Consider the following 3,041-nt stretch of genomic DNA (forward strand, 5'->3'; position numbering starts at 1 on the left):
CGCCAGGCCCCACACGGCGACAGCGGTGTACACCACGGCCGGCGATTCCCGCCACAGGCCCAACGCGACGGCCGCAAGCATGAACAGCAGGGTGCTGATCAGCACCAGCTCGCGCAGCCAGCGGTCGATCAGGCTGCCGACGATCCACAGGCTCAGCACCGAGGCCAGGCCGAATACCAGCAGCACTCGGTCGATATCGCGGCCAAGTCCCGACGGTTGCAGGAACGGGGCGATGTAGGTGTACAGCAGGTTGTGGGCGACCACGTAGGACAGGGTCACGAACAGCACCGATCGCACGCCGGGCAGGGTAAATACCTGACGCAGGGGAAGGCGTTTTCCTGTGGGCTCGCCGGCAAAGTCCGGTACTTGCCAGCGCACCCAGATCACCAGCAGCAGCGTCAATGCGGTCATGACCGCGAAGCTCAGGCGCCAGCCCACCAGGGTGCCGAGTAACGTGCCGGCCGGGATGCCCAGCGACAGTGCGAGCGGCGCGCCGAGCATGGCGACGGTGATCGCCCGGCCTTGCAGGTGTGGCGCGACCATGCGGCTGGCGTAGCCTGCCAGCAGGGCCCACAACAGTCCGGCAAATACCCCGGCGAGCAAGCGTGCGATCAAGGTCAGCCAATACAGCTCCGACAGGGCAGTGATGCTGTTGGCGATGGCAAAGCCGCCGATCGCCGACAACAGCAATGGCCGACGACGCCAGCCTCGGGTGGCGATGGTCAACGGGATGGCCGCCAGCATCGAGCCGACGGCGTACAGCGTCACCAGTTGGCCGATCAGCGCCTGTGACACATTCAGCCCTGCACTCATTTGCGGCAGCAGGCCGGCGGGCATGGCTTCGGTCAGTACGGTGATGAAGCCTGCGGTGGCCAGGGCCAACAGGGCGCCGAGCGGTAATCGGTCGGAAACTTCATTCGCCGCGTTCAGGCCCGGTGAGGTCAGTTGTGCGTCATTCATGAGTCAGCGTCCATGTGCCGAGGGGGATGAAGGCCATAGGCTAGAGCGCTGCGCATTGGAGAAAAATGGGTTACGGTTCCGAACATATCGGACACGGATGTCGTGAATCGGAGGGTTGCAATGGACAGTCTGGGCAGTATTTCGGTGTTTGTGCAGGTTGCCGAGACCCGCAGTTTTACCGAGGCGGGGCGGTTGCAGGGCGTCTCGCCCTCGGCGGTCGGCAAAAGTATTGCGCGGCTTGAAGCGCGACTCGGCGTGCGGCTGTTTCATCGCACCACCCGCAGCATCACCCTGACCAGCGAAGGCGCGCTGTTCCTCCAACGCTGTCGCAAGATTCTCGCCGAAGTGGAAGCGGCCGAGTTCGAACTGTGCAATTCGGCGTCACAGCCCCATGGCAAGTTGCGCATCAGCCTGCCACAGGTGCACGGGCTGGTGATGCCGGTGATGAACCAGTTCATGGCGCTGTACCCGCAAATCGAGCTGGATCTGGATCTGACCGATCGTATGGTCGATGTGGTCGAGGAGGGGTTCGATGCGGTGATTCGCACCGGTAAACCACGGGATTCCCGGCTGATGGCGCGGCCCCTGGGCGAGTTCCACATGGTACTGGTGGCGAGCCCGGCGTATCTGCAGCAGCGCGGTGTACCGCAATCACCGACCGATCTGGAGGAGCACGCCTGCCTGCGGCATACCTTCCATGCCACCGGCAAGCTTGAGCCGTGGCCCTTGATCCGCGAGGAGGGCGCGCCGGAGCCGGGTTTGCCGACCCGGCTGATCAGCACGTCTATCGAAGCCGTCAGCCACGCGGCTGTGGCCGGGATGGGCATCGCCTGTCTGCCGGATTTCATGATTCATGAGGATGTCGCGCAAGGGCGTCTGCAACGGGTCCTGGATGCGCATGTGCAGCATGTCGGCCAGTTCTGGGTGCTGTGGCCGTCAAATCGCCATTCCACCGCCAAATTACGGGTATTCATCGATCATTTATCGGCGCGGCTTTTTCCAGATGTCCATTCTGGGTAAAGTTGTAACCGTTTTAAGACACTAATCCGTACGCCGCAGGGCCACGATCTGTTGCACAATACGCCCCGGACTGTTTTCCCTCAGGATGTTTAATGTTGATTTCAACTCCCATGCGTGTCGTTGGGTTGGCGCTGTTGCTGACCGCTGTCGCCGGCTGTTCTAAAGACAAGCCGATCTATGAGCATGAGAATTTCGACGATTCCGGTACGTACTCTCGCAATTACCCGGTGGCCGATGTCGCCAGTTGCGAGGCGGCCCGTCGTGCGCTGCTCAGCCAGGGCTACATCATCACCAGCAGTGACCCGAAACTGGTCAGTGGCCACAAGAGCTTCCAGCAGACGGGCGAAACTCACCTGGAAATCAGCTTCAACGTGGTGTGTGCCGAAGACGGCAGTGCCAAGCACCATGCCACGGTGTTCGCCAACGCCTTGCAGGACCGCTACGCGCTGAAGAAGACCAACAACTCCGCCAGCCTCGGTGTTGGCGTGTTGGGTTCGGTGTCGATGCCGATCGGCTCCTCGGACGATTCGATGGTCAAGGTCGCCAGTGAGACCGTGACCTCGCAGAAGTTCTACGAGCGATTCTTCACCCTGGTCGAGCTGTTCCTGCCGGCGGATGCGAAGAAAGCCGCGCACATCGAGGAAAAACCCAAGACCGATCTGGGTGTGCCCGAGCCCAAGCCTGCCGCTGCAGCCCCGACCACATCGGCGCCTGCAGTAGAGACAGCGCCCGCGCCGCCGCCAGCCGGGATCGTCGAGCCAGCCCAGGCCACACCGGCAGCTCCGGCAGCGACCCCGGCCTCGGCCCCGGTGGCTCCGACTCCATCGGGTTCCGAACCGGTCGTGCCACCCGCCGAGTCCGCGCCGATCACCCCGGCTCCGAGTGCAGACCCTGCACCGGCCGCCGAAACGATCACGCCGCCAGCCAACCCGAGCAATATTCCGCCGCCATCGGAACCGATTCCGGCGATGCAATAATTCACACACACACACATTCATCCCCTGTGGGAGCGGGCTTGCTCGCGAAAGCGGTTGTTCAGTCACATCGATGCTGAATGGACT

General features: G+C 62.7%; 3 protein-coding genes. 2 read left to right on the forward strand and 1 reads right to left on the reverse strand.

Annotation, left to right across the window (positions count from 1 at the left end):
- On the reverse strand, nucleotides 1-960 hold a 960-nt coding region (locus tag DBR18_RS17835; protein ID WP_108591298.1), incomplete at its 3' end, for an MFS transporter.
- 120 nt (nucleotides 961-1,080) lie between these two features.
- Between DBR18_RS17835 and DBR18_RS17840 the strand changes: the two genes are divergently transcribed.
- Together DBR18_RS17840 and DBR18_RS17845 are read left to right on the forward strand one after the other, a co-directional pair.
- Nucleotides 1,081-1,980, forward strand: a complete 900-nt coding sequence (locus DBR18_RS17840; protein ID WP_108591299.1) for a LysR family transcriptional regulator — start codon at nucleotides 1,081-1,083, stop codon at nucleotides 1,978-1,980.
- A gap of 92 nt (nucleotides 1,981-2,072) precedes the next feature.
- A complete protein-coding gene (locus tag DBR18_RS17845) occupies nucleotides 2,073-2,957 on the forward strand; it encodes a DUF2242 domain-containing protein (RefSeq protein WP_108591300.1) in 885 nt (294 codons plus the stop codon).
- Nucleotides 2,958-3,041: the final 84 nt, after the last annotated feature.

This window comes from Pseudomonas sp. HMWF021, assembly GCF_003061005.1.
GTDB lineage: Bacteria > Pseudomonadota > Gammaproteobacteria > Pseudomonadales > Pseudomonadaceae > Aquipseudomonas.

Coding starts and splice junctions, on each gene's coding strand:
- DBR18_RS17840 (WP_108591299.1), top strand. CDS start 1,081: ATGGACAGTCTGGGCAGTATTTCGGTGTTTGTGCAGGTTGCCGAGACC.
- DBR18_RS17845 (WP_108591300.1), top strand. CDS start 2,073: ATGTTGATTTCAACTCCCATGCGTGTCGTTGGGTTGGCGCTGTTGCTG.